This is a genomic window from Aeromonas sp. 601027 (assembly GCF_049174455.1).
Taxonomy (GTDB): Bacteria; Pseudomonadota; Gammaproteobacteria; order Enterobacterales; family Aeromonadaceae; genus Aeromonas; species Aeromonas veronii_A.
On the sequence record NZ_JAAKTN010000001.1, the window covers coordinates 289140 to 307094 of the forward strand.

The 17955-nt window shown below is 60.9% G+C and carries 12 protein-coding genes; 4 read left to right on the forward strand and 8 right to left on the reverse strand.

Translation table 11 applies throughout. The features are described 5' to 3' along the window. Positions 1 to 36: 36 nt before the first annotated feature. From G5193_RS01295 to G5193_RS01330, 8 genes are all read right to left on the reverse strand, one after another. On the reverse strand, positions 37 to 2484 hold the full coding sequence (locus tag G5193_RS01295; RefSeq protein WP_421204746.1) for a proprotein convertase P-domain-containing protein: 2448 nt from the start codon (positions 2482 to 2484) through the stop codon (positions 37 to 39). After that, positions 2481 to 4487 (reverse strand): prolyl oligopeptidase family serine peptidase, encoded by a 2007-nt coding sequence (locus G5193_RS01300; protein ID WP_421204747.1) that lies wholly within the window; start codon positions 4485 to 4487, stop codon positions 2481 to 2483. The genes G5193_RS01295 and G5193_RS01300 overlap by 4 nt, the downstream gene beginning before the upstream one ends. Further along, on the reverse strand, positions 4487 to 6625 hold the full coding sequence (locus tag G5193_RS01305; protein ID WP_421204748.1) for a TonB-dependent hemoglobin/transferrin/lactoferrin family receptor: 2139 nt from the start codon (positions 6623 to 6625) through the stop codon (positions 4487 to 4489). The genes G5193_RS01300 and G5193_RS01305 overlap by 1 nt, the downstream gene beginning before the upstream one ends. Positions 6626 to 6787: 162 nt before the next feature. Beyond that, positions 6788 to 7666: a flagellar motor protein MotB gene (locus G5193_RS01310; RefSeq protein ID WP_421204749.1), complete on the reverse strand. Its 879-nt coding sequence runs from the start codon at positions 7664 to 7666 to the stop codon at positions 6788 to 6790. Then, positions 7641 to 8399, reverse strand: coding sequence for a flagellar motor protein (locus G5193_RS01315; protein WP_335843154.1), 759 nt, complete (start codon positions 8397 to 8399; stop codon positions 7641 to 7643). The genes G5193_RS01310 and G5193_RS01315 overlap by 26 nt, the downstream gene beginning before the upstream one ends. 364 nt (positions 8400 to 8763) lie before the next feature. Then, positions 8764 to 10086, reverse strand: a complete 1323-nt coding sequence (locus G5193_RS01320; protein WP_421204750.1) for a Na+/H+ antiporter family protein — start codon at positions 10084 to 10086, stop codon at positions 8764 to 8766. Between the two features lie 272 nt (positions 10087 to 10358). Then, a complete protein-coding gene (gene rnt, locus G5193_RS01325; RefSeq protein ID WP_005333780.1) occupies positions 10359 to 11036 on the reverse strand; it encodes a ribonuclease T in 678 nt (225 codons plus the stop codon). A gap of 99 nt (positions 11037 to 11135) precedes the next feature. Continuing rightward, positions 11136 to 11879, reverse strand: coding sequence for a phosphatase PAP2 family protein (locus tag G5193_RS01330; RefSeq protein ID WP_421204751.1), 744 nt, complete (start codon positions 11877 to 11879; stop codon positions 11136 to 11138). A 247-nt stretch (positions 11880 to 12126) separates the two neighbouring features. Here G5193_RS01330 and G5193_RS01335 point away from each other — a divergent pair, with 247 nt between their 5' ends. From G5193_RS01335 to truA, 4 genes are all read left to right on the forward strand, one after another. Beyond that, a complete protein-coding gene (locus tag G5193_RS01335; RefSeq protein ID WP_421204752.1) occupies positions 12127 to 13248 on the forward strand; it encodes a 4-phosphoerythronate dehydrogenase in 1122 nt (373 codons plus the stop codon). Between the two features lie 193 nt (positions 13249 to 13441). Continuing rightward, entirely contained in the window at positions 13442 to 14458 is a 1017-nt protein-coding gene (locus G5193_RS01340; RefSeq protein WP_421204753.1) for an aspartate-semialdehyde dehydrogenase, read from the forward strand. A gap of 271 nt (positions 14459 to 14729) precedes the next feature. Then, positions 14730 to 16928: a FimV/HubP family polar landmark protein gene (locus tag G5193_RS01345; RefSeq protein WP_421204754.1), complete on the forward strand. Its 2199-nt coding sequence runs from the start codon at positions 14730 to 14732 to the stop codon at positions 16926 to 16928. A 188-nt stretch (positions 16929 to 17116) separates the two neighbouring features. Next, on the forward strand, positions 17117 to 17926 hold the full coding sequence (gene truA, locus G5193_RS01350) for a tRNA pseudouridine(38-40) synthase TruA (RefSeq protein ID WP_421204755.1): 810 nt from the start codon (positions 17117 to 17119) through the stop codon (positions 17924 to 17926). Positions 17927 to 17955 lie beyond the last annotated feature (29 nt).

Consider the following 17955-nt stretch of genomic DNA (forward strand, 5'->3'; position numbering starts at 1 on the left):
AGGTTCACGGGGGCGGTAACCCCCGTGGTACAGGATTCAACGGCGCGGGGTGCTCCGGCGCCAGAGGCGGGGCCAGAGGGCCAGCAACAGCAGCAGGGGGGAAGCCGTGCCGCCACCCCCTTCATCCTGCTCAAGGGGAATGATGCCGGTGTTGGGCAGGGCTTCATCCTTGTCGCAGCGGGCGCCGACTTGCTGGGCTACACGCCAGTTGCGCAACTGACCGGTGTCACCGGCGCTGGTGTCGTTGATCTCCAGCAGCCAGCGGCCAGCGAGCGGTTCGCCGTGCAGCTTATCCAGCGATTCGAACGGTACCAGTTCACGGGGGAACTCCCCCTTGAGCCGGGTATGGCTGGCGTAACCCTTGTTCCACAGGCTGATCCGGGTACCGTAAGGGGAGGTGAGCCAGATCTCCAGCTGCTCCAGCTTGCTGTGCTCCAGATCGAGGGCAACCACGAATCCGCTTTCGATGCGGGCCTTGCTCTCGGGCAGGGTGAGAGTGAAGCGGGACAGGCCGTGCCGTTCATCGCTCACCGCATCCTTGATCTGGCCACCCTGGCCGATGGCCCGCTGCCAGAGCGGTTCACCGATCGGCAGTTGCAGGTCAAGGCGGGTCTGGCGCTCGGTGGGGCTGGGCAGGGTGAGCTGGAACTGCAGCGGCAAGGTGACTGCCTCGCCACAGGTCAAGTTGCTCGCCGCTTCCAGCGGCAGGGTCCAGCGGGCGGTGCCATCGGCGTTGAGCTCTCCTTGCCAGTGATCGTCACCCATGAGCCCCTTGCTCGGGAGCAGGCTGGCGTCAGCCACGGTCAGGGGGCGGCCGCTCTGGTTGGTCAATTCGATGGCGAGGCTCTTTTTCTCCCCGGGCAACAGGTAGCTGTCATCGGCAAGGCGGGCCGCGATGGGGGTGGGCAGCAGGGCGTGGTGGCGGAAGGCCTGCTCCAGCAGCTTGCCATAACTGCGATCCGGATAGAGGCGGTTGGCGGTATCCACGGTGACCCGCGCCAGCTGGGGCATCCGCACCTGCGGGCCGAGGCCGAAGTGGGATTCAATCAGCAGGGTATCGAACTCGTCACGGGCTACCTCGCCATACTGTTCAACGGCCTGGCGCAGCGCGGTGAAGAGCGGAGTGCCCCACAGCTGGTCGCCGTTGCTGCCGTTGATGGTGAGGTGAGCCGGATAGAGGAAGCCCGGATGATAGCGCGCCCGCAGATCGTCGAGCTGACGGGGTGTCCGGCCGATGATCCTGGCATCCCAGTTGAAGACCATGAAAGGCTCGAACTGGCGAGCCTCTGGACTACGCTGGCGCCAGCTGGCGGCCAGATAGTCGCTAAAGCCCTCGCCGATGGCGCCCCAGTCACCCTCTTCTCCCATGTCGGGCAGGATATGGTGCTGCACCGCATGGCCAAACTCGTGCCAGATCACCATGGGATCTTCCGCATCGGGTACCCCGATCCGGCCAATTTCCAACCGGCGCAGGAAGGGGTCATAGAGGGAGTTGTCCTGCTCCCCGGCATCGGTATCGATGGCCAGGGGGCCGCCCATCAGCGTCGGGTAGCCAAGGGATTCCACATGGCGCTGGGCCAGATCCAGATGGTAGTAGCCATTGATATCGAGGAAGGCGGGCTGCTGGTGATCCAGCTGGAAGCCATCGGCATCAGGGCTGCTAAAGGGGGCAGTTTCCGGTTCCGTGCCATCCACGACCCGGGCGCGTGGGCCACTCAGCTGGTAGGTGTCATCCACCTTTTGTACCGTGAGCGGGACGGTGCGATAGGCCCCGTTGTCCAGCACCAGATCGTGGCGCCATAGCAAATTGCCATCTTGCAGTTGGGTGCGTGGGTCGAGGGCAAAGATGCGGGCCTGCACCGTGGCCGCTTCCCCTGCCAGCGGGGCCGCTTCGGCACGGGTGCTGGCCTCTTGCAGCGTGCGCCCCAGCAGGGCGCTGCCATCGCAGGTGACAAACAGTTGCCAGTGGCTGCTTTTGCTGTTGCCCGGCTGGCTTTCCACCGCCAGCAGGCGCCAAGCGGGGGTCAGTGTGTTGCCATCCTGCCAGTACCAGAGCTGGGCCTCGTCACGGCTAGCGAATTGCCACACCGTACCATCCAGCGTGGCGGTATAGGCATCCACCCCGGCGCGGCTTGCTTCATCACATGGCGTCGCCTGTGCCTGCATCAGCCGGGTATTGTGATAAAGGCGCCACGGGCGACCCTGCTCATCGAGACTGACGGCGGCCATCAGGCCGGCGATCGGTGCGCCATTGAGCTGCTGGCGATAATGCAGATAGTGGCCCAGCTTGCCTTGGCGCTGATAGGCCGGGGCATCACTCAGGGTGACGCCGAGCTGCTGTTCGAGCCAGAGGTGGGTATCGGCCGGGGCGTCCTGTTCGACAAAACGCAGTTCGGCGGCCTGAGTGGAAAAGCCAGCCAGCCCCAGCAAGAGGGCGGGCAACAGGGGTTTCATAGTGGTACTCCCAATCAGCGGCAGGGTCATTGATTGATCCCCGCCAGATGCAACAAGAAGGCAAATTCACGAGCCCGATCGCCACCACCGGCGCGGTGGCCTCCCTCCAGTTCGGTCAGCAGCAGGTAGGGGCCGGAGCCCGTGCTGTGCTCCCGCAGGCGGGCCAGCCACTTGACCGGCTCCCAGTAGGGGACCTGGCTATCGTGCAGGGCGGTAGTGACCAGCAGGGGCGGGTAGGGGGCGCGGTGCAGGTTGTCGTAGGGGCTGATGCGGCGCATCGCCTGATACTCTGCGGGCTTGGCCGGGTTGCCCCACTCCTGGTACTCCTGACGGGTCAAGGGGAGGGCAGGATCGCTCATGGTGCCGAGCATATCGACGAAGGGAACCTGCAACACGGCGCCGCTAAAGAGTGTCGGTTGCTGGTTGAGGGCCGCAGCAACCAGCGTGCCCCCCGCGCTGCCCCCCATGGCAAACAGGGGCAGAGGGGCTGAGTCGGGCGACCAGTGGCGCAGGGTGTTGCCGGCAGCGATAAAGTCGCTGATGCCGTTCTGCTTGTGGATGCCCCGCCCGTCGCGGGTCCACTGCTCCCCCAGCATGCCGCCGCCGCGCACATGGGCGATGGCGTAGACAAAACCCCGATCCAGCAGGCTCAACAGCTCTTTCTGGTAGTAGGGGCGCATCGGCGTGCCATAGGCGCCATAGCCGTAGAGCAGTACAGCGCGGGGGGCCAGATCCTTGCGCCACACCAGCGAGACAGGCACCCGGGTGCCATCGGCAGAGGTGATCCAGCGCCGCTCGCTCTGATAGGGCAATGCTTTATTGCCTGCGGTGTGCTGGTCGTTGATCCACTGGCCGCTGGTCAAATCCAGCCAGCGCTGGCCGGGGGGCTGGCTCAAGCCCTGACTGCGCACCAGAATGCGGTCGCTGGCCGGGTCATGTTCTCCTTGCAGCCAGCCGGTTCCTGCGCCACTGGCCAGCGGCAGGCGCTGGCGTTCATAGCCGTTGCGATCGAGCAGGGCGAGCCAATCCTCCCCCTGCTGGCGAAACTGCACCACCAGATGGCGATCAAACAGTCGCCACTTCTCGGGATCGCCGAGATCTTCCCCTTTGGCGGGCCACAGGCGCTGCCACTCATCGAGCGGCGTGCTGGCTGAATAGAGGGCAAACGCCCCTTCCCGGTTGCTCTTGATCACCCAGCCGGATTGACTGTCCAGATAGTATTCCACCCCGCGCTGGCGGGGTTTTATCTGCTGCGGCTTGCCCGAGTCGAGCAGGTATTGCTCCGAGCTGTCGTGGTTGTTGCCCTGCAACACCAGATGCTGGCCATCCGTGGTGCGATAGAGGCTGAGCAGCCAGGCGGGATCCTGCTCCTCATAGAGAGTCTGCTCCTGGCCATCCTGCCAGCCGCGCAGCTGCCAGGGGCGCAGGGTGTAGCGCTCGTTGGCGATGGTGTAGAGGGTGCGACCATCTTGTGACCAGGCGAGATCAGCGCTGCGCTGCGCCAAACTGGCCAGCACCTTGCCGCTCTGGAGATCGAGCAGGGTGACCTGATAGTCGAGATCGCCGCGCCTGTCTTCGGCGATGGCCAGTGTGAGGTTATCCGGGCTCAGTGCCCAGCCGCCCGCTTCGTAATAGCCCTCACCCGCTCTGGCGGGAAGCCGCTGCAGCACCTTGCCCCCGTGGCGTTGCCAGAGTGAGCCATCCGGGCGCAGCTGCCATGCCTGATCGCCGCGGACAAGCCAGTTGTCCGGTACGGGTTCCCCCGCCGGATGGCGGGCAAACTCGGCGCGCAAGGTTGCTTCCAGCGGCTGCTGCGCGGCGAGTTGCTGCTCGCTCCAGCGATTTTGCTGCTTGAGCAGGGCGAGAATGGCCGGGTTGCTACGGCTCTCGTCCCGCAACCAGAAGTAGGGATCCTGGCGTACGGGATTGCCTGAAATCAGGTGCGATTGGGACGGGATCGGCGGTGGCAGAGTCTCTTGCGCCCACGCCAACGGGGCGGCCAACAGGGCCGCCATGATTGCATGATGTTTCATCACATCCCCACGAAACGGTAGCTGAGGCTGGCTGACAGGTAGCGGCCGCTCTGGCTGTAGAGGGAGGTATCGCTGCCAGCCGGAAGTCCGGCCACATCCTGATAGCGGACGTAGCGGGTATCGAGCAGGTTGCCGATGGTGGCATTGACCTTGAGCGCCTCGGTGATCTGCCAGTCGCCGGTGAGATCCAGACTGAACCAGCCTGCGCTGCTCTGGCAGGCACCGTTGTAGCCAGTCTGCGCATTGGCGCACTGGGGCACCTTGGTCATGGCGGCGGCATAGTTGCCACTGAGCTCAACCCCCCAGTCGAGCTGTTGCCAGCGCAGGGTGGTGTTGCCTTCCAGCGGTGTCTGGGTTCGCAGCGGCTCACCGCGGTGATCCTTGCCATCCATCCAGGCCAGATTGGTCGAAAGCTCCCACTTGTCGCTCAGCCAGAGGCTGGCGGCCAGCTCGGCGCCCCAGGTTTCTGCTTTGGCAACGTTGCGATATTGGCGCAGGAAGACACCGTCATCGAGGCGAAAACCGGTCTGGCGCCAGTCGATGAAGTTGTAGTAGCGGTTGTAGAAAACGGCCGGTTTGACGCTCCAGTTGTCGCTTTGCCCATTCACTCCCCACTCCAGACTGTGGCTGGTCTCCTCCTTGAGGTTGGGGTTGGCAATGATCTCGAACGGCGGCATGGCAAAGTAGTGAGGAATGTTGCCGTAAACCTGATCGTAAGCGGGGGCGCGGAAGCCGTTGGCATAGCTGAGCCAGCTGCGCCATGTTTCGTTGAAGCGGTAACTGGCCGCCACACTGGGGGAGATGTGGTCGCTGTGGTTCTCGGCCAGATTACTGTCCGGTGCGCGCAGGCGCTGGCGGTCAAAGCGCAGGGTCGGGGTAAACTGCCAGCTGCCCAGATCGATCACATCGCTCAGCCAGATGCCATCGCGGCGGGTCTCGGCCTTGCTGAAGGGGGCTTTCTGTCCCTGGGTGGTGATGCCATCTTCCAGGGTCAGATTGCTGACCGGCCGCTCGTGGTTGGCCTGCTCCAGCTCCACACCGTAGCTGAAGGTGTGATCCAGCGAGCCGGTGCTCAGCTTGCTCTGCAGCTCCAGCTCGCTGCCAAGGCGCAGCTCCTCGAACGTGGAGAGGGTGCGCTGGCTGCGATATCTGGGATAGCCGCTCAGGGCATCGTTGCGCAGCAGCTGGCGCTGGTTGGCTTCGTTGCGTGACTGGTTGCCAAACAGGCTCCAGTTGAGGGTATCGACCATGCCCAGATCGTTGGTTTCCCAACTGAACTTGCCGCCCTGGGTGCGCTGATCGCCATCTTCCTGAAAACCGACCACGTCCCAGCTGCCATCGGGTTGGGGCACCGCTTTGGGCCCCATCTGGCGTTTGGCGTGATCCTCGTAGTAGTCCAGCTCCAGCCGCAGAGCGTGATGGGCATTGAGGGGGAGGCGGCTGCTGGTGGAGGCACTCATGCCATCCAAATCAGCCGGAATGCGGTTCTCCTCAAAGTTGGCGGTTTCGTTGCCGCGCCAGCCGGAGAGACGCAACAGATGTTCGCTCTCCAGTGCCCGCACCGCGCCGGTCATGCTGAGCTTCTTCTTGTTGCTGTCGCCACCGTAGAGAGTCTTGGCCGCCAGATAGCTATCTTGCTGTTGCAGATAATCTTCCGGCTGCTTGGTATTCATCACCACGGTGCCGCCGATGGCATCGGAGCCATGCAAGGAGGATCCGGCCCCCTTGGCCACCTCAATCTGCTTGATGTCATCAAGGTCGAAGTTGAAGCGACCCACCTTGTCATTGATGTTGTCGGCGCCAAAGCCGTCGCTGACGCGCACCCCATCCTTGATCAGCAGGATGCGGTTGCCCCCGATGCCGCGCACGCTGATGTTTTGCGGTCGCCCGGCAGAGCCGGTGACCGAGACACCGGGGATCTTGCGAAACACATGAGTCAGCTCGCTGGCGACCTGACGGTCCAGCTCTTCCTGGGTGATGACGGTGATGGAGCCGGAAACATCGGAGAGTTTCTGTGGTACCCGTTGCCCGGTGACAATGATGGTGTCGTCGCTGCGAGCCTTCTCCACAGGGGGAAGATCGGCCGCGCCTGCGGAGGCACAAAGGAGTGCCGGCCATGCCTGAAGCAGTTTGTTCATAATGATAATTGTTTTTATTTAAGCCTGAAGGGCGGCATTATTGCAGAGGCCTGACCACTTGACAATAAATAGAAATCATTATCATTAAGATCTTATGGTGTTGATATTATTGAGTTATTTGTTTTTAAAAAGAGGCTCCCGCGCGAGGCGGGAGCAGGGGGATCAGGGCTTGAGCAGTTGCAGCGACTCTTCTGCTGCCTTGCCTTGAGAGAGGGTTATATCGACCCGGCGATTCGCCTGGCGATGTTCGGGGGTGTCATTGGCAAAGCGGGGTTGGGTGTCGGCAACACCCTGAGCGATGACTCGTCTGGCATCCAGCTGGGGGTTAGCCAGCATGGTTTGCACGATGGAAGAGGCCCGCAGCACCGAGAGCTCCCAGTTATTGCGATAAAGCTCCACCGGCGCTTGGGAGTTGTCGGTATGACCGGTGACCACTACCTGCCCCGGGATATTGGCCAGAATGCCGGCGATCTTATGGACCAGCGGGATGAACTGGGGTTGCAGGAACGCCGAATCGGAGGGGAACAGCGCCTTCTCGCCGATGCGGATCACCAATTGACTGCCGAGTTGCTCGACCTCGAGATCTTTCGATTCAATCTGGGCCTTGAGCTGTTGCTCAAGCTTCTGCTTGGTCACCTGCACCCACTCCTGCTCCTGGGTCTTATGGGGCCAGGATTCGGTGGCGCTCGGCTTTTCCGAGGCACCTATGGTCTCGTTGAAGGGATCCGATGCCGCCATGGGGGCATCTTTCTCCAGCACAGTCTCTTCTTTCGGGCTGCTTGGCGTGGTCTTCGATTCCGGTTCAAGAATCCCTGTGCCCCCCTGCATCAAGGGTGAGCCGGCAGGCGGGGAGATGAGGCCGATTTTACCCAGCGACTCGATAAAGCCCTGGATAAGCACCCGGGTTTCGGACTGCTTGGCCATGGCAAAGGAGTAGAGCACCACAAACAGGGCGAACAGCAATGTCATGAAGTCGGCATAGGAGACCAGCCAGCGTTCGTGGTTCTCCGGCGCTTCAGCCTTTTTCTTTTTCGCCACCATGGCCTCCCAGATAAGGTTCGAGGGTCACTTGCAGGCGTGCTTGGGACTCGCCATCCACGATGCAGAGAATGCCGGTCAGAGTCATCTCCTTGTAGTGGCGGATCTGGTGGGCAAACCCCTTGTAGCGGTTGCCGAACGGCAAGAAGATCAGGTTGGCGGCGGATACCCCGTAGATGGTGGCGATAAAAGCCACCGCAATGGCGCCACCCAGCTTGTCGGGGGCATCCAGCAGACCCATGGCGTGGATCAGGCCAAATACCGCGCCGACGATCCCCATGGTCGGGCAGTAGCCGCCCATGGCTTCATAGAATTTGACCGTCTGTTCGAGATCTTCCTGTTCAAATTCGATCTCGTTCTCCAGCACCTCGTGGATTTTGTTCTTCTCGTAGCCATCGACCATCATCTGCACCCCCTTCTTCAGGAAGGGATCCTTGATCTCCTCGATCATCCCTTCCAGCGCCAGCATGCCGCTGCGGCGAGCATTGCCTGCCAGGGTCTCCAGCAACTGGGCCTGTTCCAGCATGTCGAGTTTGAGGGGAGAGAGCAGCCATTTGAAACGCTTCATGGTGCTGCCGACGACAGAGAAGGGGAACTGGGTCAGCGCAGCGCCTATGGTGCCGCCGATCACGATGAGGAATGCGGGCAGATCGAGCAGTGCACTGGGGTGACCACCCTCGATCATGTTGCCGCCAAGGATGGCGATCAACGCCAGCACCAAGCCAATCAAGCTCATTTTTTACACGTCCCTGTATGTTGATAATGGCTAGTGTAGCTAGTTAAGTATCAGTTTTTCAAAATGATATCCAATCGCTGAGCAATTAATCGGCGTGGTATGTGGCAGCGGGTGTCGCGCACAAAGCGGGGAGAGGCAAACGTTGTTATGGCATCAGTGGCGAGAGACTGACTAAGAGCGAAACAGTCTGCGGCTACTATAGTGCGCAATCATCCAGAGCCGGGAATCCATGAAGCACAATAAAGATCTTCTCCTCTCGGGACCATATCCTGGTGATTAGGTGACGTCATCATCAAGAAGGCGACCATCAGGTCGCCTTCTTGTTTCGTATTTTGCAGTATATGGCTCGATGTCAGAGGGGCGATCAGAGCACCATGGCTGCAATCCAGCCGAAGATCACTAGCGGGATGTTGTAGTGAATAAAGGTGGGCACCACGCTGTCCCAGATATGGTCGTGCTGGCCATCGGTGTTGAGGCCGGATGTCGGGCCCAGGGTAGAGTCGGAGGCCGGTGACCCCGCATCCCCCAGCGCGCCAGCGGTACCGACCAGCGCGATGATCGCCATCGGTGAGAAGCCGAGCTGCAGACAGAGCGGCACATAGATGGTGGCGATGATGGGCACGGTGGAGAAGGAAGAGCCGATCCCCATGGTGATGAGCAGGCCCACCAGCAGCATCAGGAAGGCGGCGATCCCCTTGTGCTGGCCGATGCCGGAGGCGACCACCTGTACCAGAGAGTCGACCCCGTGGGTTGCCTTCATCACCGCGGCAAAACCGGCGGCGGAGATCATGATGAAGCCGATCAGCGACATCATCCGCACCCCCTGAGTGAAGGCATCCTGGCTTTCGCGAAACTTGATGACGCCGCCGCAGGTGAAGATGACAAAACCGGCCAGCGCACCCAGTACGATGCTGTTGGTCATCAGTTGCAGCCCCAGCGCTACGCCAATGGCCAGCAGAGCCACCCAGATGTGGGTGAGGTTGAGCTCGACCGCTTCGGGCTCGGCATCCAGGATCTTGGCCAGATCGTACTGGCGCGGTTTGCGATAGCTGATGAATACCGCAATCAGCAGGCCCAGTACCATACCGGCAACCGGAATGGCCATCGCCAGCGGGATCTGGCTGGTGGTGATGGGCACGCCGTTATCGATCAGGTTCTTGGCCAGAATATTGTTCAGGAAGATGCCACCAAAGCCGACCGGCAGCACCATATAGGTAGCTGTCAGACCAAAGGTGATGACACAGGCCACCTGACGACGGTCGATCTGCATCTGCGCCATCACATGCAGCAGCGGCGGGATCAGGATGGGAATAAAGGCGATGTGAACCGGGATCAGGTTCTGGGAGGAGATAGCCACGGCCAGCACGGAAGAGAGCAGCAGGGTTTTGACCCACATGATGCGGGTCGAGCTGGCATCCTTGCCCAATTGGTTGATCACCTTGCGGGCCAGCAGGTCGGTGATCCCGGAGCGGGAGATGGCAACCGCAAAGGCGCCCAGCATGGCGTAGGAGAGAGCAATCTCGGCGCCACCGCCCAGGCCACCGCTGAAGGTGGTGAGGGTATCGGTCAACGACAGCCCACCGACCAGGCCGCCAGCAATGGCCCCCAGCGCCAGCGAGACCACCACATTGATCCGCAGCAGACTGAGCACCAGCATCAGCCCGACTGCGATAACAACTGGATTCATTTGATTTCCTTATAGTTTGTTATTGCTGTCTGTCATGTGAAGGGGAGTTAGTTTGCGAAAAATGTGACAAATGTCGAGTAAAAAATCAGTCAAACCTCTCATATCGCAGCAGCATGTGGCACAAGGTTGCTCAACATGAGGGCTTGTGACCTGTTTGTCTCCGTTCATCGCGTGTGCAGCGGTTGATAGTGACATTGATGGAGATTCCGGTGCGCCGTGCAATCAATCATTTCCCCAAAAAGCGAAGGCTGCCACTGGCAGCCTTCGTCCGTTTATTCTTGCCCCTCATCATCGGCAGGAGCATCGGTTGTGTCATCATCCGGATGCGCTGGCGGCCAACCCCCCATGCTCTTCCAGCGGTTAACGATATGACAGAACAGCTCTGTGGTGCGTTCGGTGTCATAGAGGGCAGAGTGCGCCTCTTTATTGTCAAACGGGATGCGGGCACTCTGGCACGCTTTGGCCAGCACGGTCTGACCCAGCGCCAATCCGGAGAGAGCAGCGGTGTCGAAGGTCGCAAACGGGTGGAACGGATTGCGCTTGAGGCCAGCGCGCTCGGCGGCAGCCATCACGAAGCCGTGATCGAAGGTGGCGTTGTGGGCCACTATGATGGCGCGGCCGCAATCCTGCTCCTTCATCCCCTTGCGGATCCCCTTGAAGATCTCGGTCAGCGCCTCTTTTTCCGAGACAGCGCCACGCAACGGGTTGTAGGGGTCGATGCCGGTGAACTCCAGCGCGGCCTTTTCCAGGTTGGCCCCTTCGAAGGGCTCGACATGAAAGTGGAATACCTGATCGGGAACGAGCCAGCCCTGCTCATCCATTTTCAGGGTGTAGGCCGCGATTTCGAGCAGGGCATCGGTCTTGGCGTTGAACCCGGCAGTTTCAACATCGATGACGACAGGGTAAAAACCACGGAAACGGCCCTTGAGGGTATGAACTGCGTCGGTCATGGGATCTCGGTCGGGATAAAATGAGGCGGCATTATGGCAAAAAAGCACAGGCTTGTCCCCCCATCCCACGCAGTCGGCTGCGGCAAGGTGGCGCTCGATTTAATATCTGTGCAGCCACCAGCGGGCGGCAATCAGCGCCGTGAGCGTGCCCAACAGGGCGCTGGCCAGCACATCCACCGGCCAGTGCATACCCATCACCATGCGCGACAGACCAATCCCCAGCGCCCACAACGGTAGCAGCCAGGCGCCTGTGGGGGCTCGGGCCAGCCAGATAAGGCCAAAGAACTGGGCCAGGCTGATGGCGGCGATGCTGTGGCCGGAGGGGAAGGCGTAGTTCACCTCGGCCTGCCAGTGGTGGCCGAGCCATTCTGGAAGGGCCAGCAACTGGCTGGCGGCATGAACCTGTTCACTGCGCACATTGATGCTACTGGCGTAGAAGTGCTTGATGGCCGGGATCAGCCCCTGACTCTCCAGCCAGAGCAGGTAGGGTCTGGGCTCTTCGGTCAGGTGTTTGACCAGGCTCTTGATCACCCAGTCGCTGGCAAGCAGGGCAGCCAGTACACACCCCAGCGCAATGAAGGGCGCCAGCTCCAGTTTGAGTTTGTAGCGGGTCAGTAGCAGCAAGAGGGCGCCACTGACCCCGATCCCGGGAATATCGACCATGCGGGTAAGGGCGTATAACCACCATAGCCAGCCTGACTGCAGTGAACCGGTCAGAAAAGGCTGCCAGGGCAGGGTGGCGAGCATCAGCAGGGGCAGGATCAACAGGGCAGTGAAGCCAAGCACCTGACTGCGGGTGAGTGAAGCGGTTGACGCTGAGTGCGATGGAGCGTGTGGCGGCATGGTGGGTATGGGCGATCGCGAAAAAGAGGGGCATTGTGCCACCGTGATATGCCCGGACAAAGCCGAGCAGCACGTTTGTTACCTCTGCTTACACATTTGTGGCGACATCCTCTGTTTGAGCGGGCGGATGGAGCGGCTGCCGCGCAATGTGGGCCCGTTTCGCGCCGGATTGCATCACAGGCTGAAATCTCGGGCGGCTTTGCGCTAGAATGGCGCCCCCGTGGCGGTTGTGACCAAAGAGAGCCCGATGAAGATAGTCGTTGATGAGAATATGCCCCATGCCGTGGAGCTGTTTGCCGAATTTGGCGAGGTGATCCCCTTGCCCGGACGGCAGATGCAGGCCCGCGATCTGCTCGATGCCGATGTGCTGCTGGTGCGTTCGGTCACCCGCGTCAACGGCGATTTGCTGGCGACCAGCCCCAAACTCGGGTTTGTCGGCACCGCCACCATAGGCACCGACCATGTGGACAAGGCGTTGCTGGCAAGCCGCAATATTCCCTTCTTCAGCGCCCCCGGTTGCAACAAGTATTCGGTGGGGGACTATGTACTCTCAGCCCTGCTGGTGCTGGCGGAGCGCTACGAACTTGACCTCTCGGCCATGACGCTGGCGGTGATTGGCGCGGGCAATACTGGCGAGTGTGTGGCTGGCAAGGCCAAAGCGCTCGGCATGCGGGTGCTGCGCTGCGATCCGCCCAAGGCGCGTAATACCCCCGATGCGGGCTTTGTCGATTATCAGGCCGCCCTTGGCGCCGATATTGTCAGCTTCCACGTGCCCATCACACGCGAAGGAGTGGATGCCACCTACCATCTGCTCGATGCCGAACAGATTGCCGCGCGCCCTGCCGGACAGATCCTGATCAACGCATCCCGTGGCGAGGTGTGGGATAACCGGGCCCTGCTGGCGCGCCAGTTGAGCGATAAGCCATTGCGACTGGTGATGGATGTGTGGGAGAACGAGCCCGAGCCACTGTCTGCGCTGGTGCCCCATACCGAGATTGCCACCCCCCATATCGCTGGTTACAGCCTGGAGGGGAAGGCCCGCGGTACCTGGATGCTCTATCAGGCGCTCTGCCAGCAGTTGGGACGCCAGCCTCGTCAGGATTTGAGTCAGCTGTTGCCTGCCCCCGATGTGCAGGCGCTGGTGCCGGGCCGCGCACCGGATCAGGCGCTGATCAAGCAGCTGGTGCATCTGGTCTATGATGTGCGCCGCGATGATGCCCGTTTCCGGGCCCGACTCGGCTTGCCCGGCAGCTTTGACGAGCAGCGCAAACACTATCCAGAGCGCCGTGAACTATCCTCCCTGCAGGTTGAGGGGGCGTTTGCCGACCAGGCGCTGGGCGAGCTGGGATTTGCGCTGTCACGCCCCTGAGTTGGGGACTAGGAGTTGGAAGATAACCGGAAGGGGTGAGCCGTACTGGCTACCTCGAACCCATTTTTTACTGAGCTGGCGCAGATGCTACTGCGCCAGCTCAGCCATATCAGGCAGCGTCATCTCGCCGTGCGGGAGCCTGCCGACCATGGTGCCACCCGGCGCCATTGCAGCATTATCAGAGGAGAACAGAATGAGCCAGCAGTTTAACGTAGCGGTATTGGGTGCCAGCGGCGCCGTGGGTCAGGCGATGATCGAGATCCTGGAAGAGCGCGAATTTCCGGTAGCGACCCTCTATCCGCTGGCTTCCAGCCGCAGCGCCGGTGATACAGTGCGCTTTGGCGGCAAGAACCTCGAGATCCTCGATGTGGAGGAGTTTGACTGGAGCCAGGTGCAGATCGCACTCTTCTCCGCCGGTGCCGAGGTATCTGCCAAGTGGGCGCCGATTGCTGCCGAGCACGGTTGTATCGTCATCGACAACACCTCCTGCTTCCGTTACGACGAAGATATCCCGCTGGTGATCCCGGAAGTGAACCCGGATGCGCTGGCCGATTTTCGCAATCGCAACATCATCGCCAATCCCAACTGCTCCACCATCCAGATGCTGGTGGCCCTGAAGCCGCTGCACGACGAAGTGGGCATTGCCCGCATCAACGTGGCCACCTATCAATCCGTGTCAGGCTCCGGCAAAGAGGGGGTCAGCGAGCTGGCGGGTCAGACCGCTCATCTGCTCAACGGTCGTCCGGTGGAACCGACCCTCTATCCGCAACAGATCGCCTTTAACCTGATCCCGCAGATCGACAGCTTCACCGACAACGGCTACACCCGTGAAGAGATGAAGATGGTGTGGGAAACCCAGAAGATCCTCGGCGATGCCAACATTGCCGTGAACCCCACCTGCGTGCGGGTGCCGGTCTTCTACGGCCACGCCGAGGCGGTACACGTCGAGCTGCACCAGCCGCTCGATGCCGAACAGGTCAAGGACCTGCTGCGCAATGCGCCGGGTGTGACCCTGTTTGATGACGAAGGGGACTATCCGACCCCGGTGCGTGACGCAACCGGCAAGGATGAGGTGCTGGTGGGTCGGGTGCGCCAGGATATTTCTCACCCGAGTGGTATCAATATGTGGATCGTGGCCGATAACGTTCGTAAGGGCGCGGCAACCAACAGTGTACAGATTGCCGAGCTGCTGGTTCGCGACTATCTGTAAGGCTGGTCAGATGCCACAGATGGGCAGCAGGGAGTGCTGCGCATCCGGCCTGTGATAAATCGGGGGTGTGACCCATGCCGCACTCCGTCACTTCAAGATTCTGTTGCGATATCAACTGATTAAGTTTTTTCCTACACTCAGAGTCAAGTCGGGTGCTAAATGTGTCGGACTACTGGCTTGCGACGCGAGCCTGATTTATATTGAACCGACTGTTTTGGGGTAACTATCCAGATTTTTCAATGTGATAGGGCCGTCATACGAAGGAACGAATATGGGACATTCCCGCATAACATTGGCAACGCTACTCGCATTGGGTCTGCTGGGCTCCGTCCAGGCTGAAGACGCTGCGCGGGAGCCTTTTTTTGTCGAGCTAAAAGGCCCTGACGAGCCCGCACCTCCAGCCGTCAATTCCCAGCCGCTGGCGCAACCGGTCGCCAGACCCGTGGCGCAACCGGTACGTGCAACCGCCCAGCCGGTGGTACGTCAGGTCACGGCCAATGCCGGTAGTTATGGCCCTGTTCGTCCAACCGATACTCTCTGGAGTCTGGCGAGCAAATACCGTCCCTCCAGTAGTGTCAGCGTCTACCAGACCATGGTGGCGATCTACGAGAAAAACCCCCGCAGTTTTGCCGATGGCAATATCAACCACATTCTGGTGGGGTCACGCATCCTGCTGCCGACCGTGGCCGAGGCGAGCGTCATCACCGATGCCCAGGCGCGAGCCAGATTCCGCAGTGACAACGCCAGCTGGAAGGGGCTGAGTCCCAAGTATCTCGCCGAGAAGCAGGCCCATGGCGCCAAACCGGCGGCCAAGCCCGTGAAGGTTGAGACTGCCAAAGCCGAACCGGTGAAAACCGCGCCAGCTCCCTTGCCTGCGGCAAAAGCGGCACCCATTCCTGCTCCTGTCGTAGCACCGCAACCGTCTGCTGAAACCAAAGATGTTGTCAAGGCGAGCGAGCCTGCGCCAAAAGAGGCGGTGGCCCCAGTCCCAGTCCCAGCGACGAGCGCCGCAGCAAGCACCACACCGGCGCCTCTGCCTTCCGATCTGGAAAAACCGGTGGGCAAACCGGCCACCGAGATGGCGCTGGCACTGGAAGATGCCAATGCCCAGCTCGGTCAGGTGACCGAGATGAACCACAGGCTCAAACTGCGCCTGCAATCTCTCACCGAAGAGGTCGAGACCCTCAAGGCCCAGTTGCAGGATCAGACCGCGCTGCAAAAAGAGCTCGCCGAGCTGAAGGCCAGACCTGTCCCCCCCGTGGTGGCAGAGCCTGAACCCAAGCAGCACTGGCTGATGGAGCTGCTCTCCTCACCGCTCAACCTTGCCATGATCATCCTGCTGCCGGTGCTGCTGGTATTGGCGCTGGTGACCCTGTGGCTGCGGGCCCGTGCCCGTCGCGAGCTGGAGGAGCAGGAGAAGAGCCTCTCCGAGTCCACCGCCATGATGATGGATCAGGAGCAGAGCGAGTTTGACGATCTGCTGAGTGTCGATGTGACCGACAACGAGCCGGTACGCCCGGTGCCGGATCTCAATACCCCTGATGGCTTTATGCCGGTCGAGCCAGATGAATCGGCTAAAAAGCCGGATGTTGATCTGGTTTTCAGCGACGATGGCGAGATCGATCTGCAAGGTTTCGAGCCGGAGCGAATGGCTGCCCAGTCAGCCAGTCGTGACCCGGATCTGGTGCCGGATCTCGATCTCTCGCTGGATGAGCCTGTCGCGTTGGCCAATGAACCCGACATGGATCTGGCCAGCGAGTTCAATCCCAAGTCCAGGGATGCTGATGAGCTCATGAGCGAAGAGGAGCTGCAGGCAGCCCTGTTTGCCGAACTGGATGCGGATCTTTCGGCTGATCTGGAACCGGAGTTGAGTGCAAGCAGCAAGAGTACGGCTGCTGATGATCTGGCCAGTTTTGATCTGGGTGATTTTGAAAATGAGCTGGATAAACCGGCTGCGGGCGAGGGCAATAATGCCATCGACTTGAGCGTGGATGGTTCGGCTGATGATATGTTGGCCGAGTTGGGGCTTGAGCCAACCAAAGGCAAGGAGACCGAGCTCGATCTTGAGTGGGATCCCAACGAACTGGCGCTCTCCGATTTCGAGGATGCCTTTACCGAAGTGGAGTCTCATCCGGCAGAATTGCAGCCAAGGGAACAGGCCCAGGCAAGCGGTTACGTCGAGATCGACAAGCTGCTGGCCGAAGCAGATGCCACCGCGCCAGAGCAGGAGCCTTATCAGGGCTTCTCGCTGGATGTGGGGCTCGATGGCTTCCCCGAGGTGTTGCCTGAATCCACCGGCTTTGATGTGGATGCCGATGACGGCGGTGTGGGGGCCAAGCTGGATCTGGCCCGCGCTTACCTCGAGATCGACGACAAGGATAGCGCCCGCGAGCTGCTGCAAGAAGCGGCAGAGCAGGGCACTGAGCATCAGCGTGCCGAGGCAGAAAAACTGCTCAAGCGGTTGGGGTAAAATTGTCCCTGTCGCGGGATCAGCAAGAAGGGGGCAGCCATTGGCTGCCCCCTTCTTCATGGCAATTTGCACAGGGTGAATTCTCCGCCCATGCAAGCCAATCAGGCGGTTTGTGGGACTTTTCGAGTTGAGCGCGTATAATCCGCCCCGTTTCTTTCACTGCGTTTCACAACAAGACAAGTTTATCCATGCGAATTGCCCTAGGTATTGAATATGACGGCAGCCGGTATTTCGGTTGGCAGCGTCAGCGTGAAGTGATCAGCGTGCAGGAGGAGTTGGAGAAGGCCATCAGCCGGATCGCCAACCACCCTGTCTCCATCCAGTGTGCCGGGCGCACCGATGCCGGCGTCCATGCGACCGGCCAGGTGATCCACTTCGATACCGAGGCGAACCGTGCCGAAGGGGCCTGGACCCTGGGTCTCAACTCCAACCTGCCGCCGGATATCGCCGTGCGCTGGGTCAAGGAGGTGGACGAAACGTTCCACGCCCGCTTCAGCGCCACCGCCCGTCGCTACCGCTACGTCATCTACAACCACAACTTCCGTCCGGCGATCCTCGGCAGTGGCGTCAGTCACTACCACGAGACCATCGATGCCGAGTTGATGCACCAGGCGGGCCAGAGCCTGCTGGGGGAGCACGACTTCAGCACCTTCCGTGCCGTTGCCTGCCAATCCAACACCCCGTGGCGCAATGTGACCCATCTGTGCGTCAGTCGTCAGGGGCCCTACATCGTGCTCGACATCAAGGCCAACGCCTTCCTGCACCACATGGTGCGCAATATCACCGGCTCCCTGCTGCTGGTGGGCCAGGGGCTCAAACCGGTGGAGTGGATTGCCGAGGTGCTGGCGGCCAAGGATCGCAATCTGGCCGGGCCGACCGCCAAGGCCGGTGGCCTCTATCTGGTCGACGTGGATTACCCGGCCGAGTTTGCTCTGCCGCAGTTGCCGCTCGGCCCGCTGTGGCTGCCGGACTCGGCACCGGGTACGACCAGTTTTTAGTAACTGCGCCCGAAAAATTGTGGTTTAAT